This is a genomic window from Oxalobacter paeniformigenes (assembly GCF_027158465.1).
Classification (GTDB): Bacteria; Pseudomonadota; Gammaproteobacteria; order Burkholderiales; family Burkholderiaceae_D; genus Oxalobacter; species Oxalobacter paeniformigenes.
Genome location: NZ_JAMKYL010000021.1, coordinates 1 through 319 on the forward strand (window position 1 = coordinate 1; position 319 = coordinate 319).

The window sequence follows — 319 nt, forward strand, 5'->3', positions numbered from 1 at the left end:
GGGCATCGGCGTCGATCGTGTCCTGATCATGGACGTCCACGCCGACCAGATTCAGGGCTTCTTCGACATCCCTGTCGACAATATCTATGCATCGCCCATCCTGCTCAAAGACCTCCAGAAGAAAAACTACAAGGATCTTCTCGTCGTCTCCCCGGATATCGGCGGTGTCGTCCGTGCACGGGCGCTGGCAGAACATCTGCATTGCGACCTGTCGATCATCGACAAGCGTCGTCCGCGTCCGAACGAATCCGAAGTCATGAACATCATCGGCAATGTCGAAGGCAGAAACTGCGTCATCATGGATGATATCGTGGATACC

Annotated in this window: 1 protein-coding gene; it reads left to right on the forward strand. The window is 54.9% G+C overall.

The features are described from left to right. Positions 1-319 (forward strand): ribose-phosphate diphosphokinase (prs, locus tag NAI64_RS09065; RefSeq protein WP_269299799.1); only part of this gene is annotated, 319 nt, incomplete at both ends.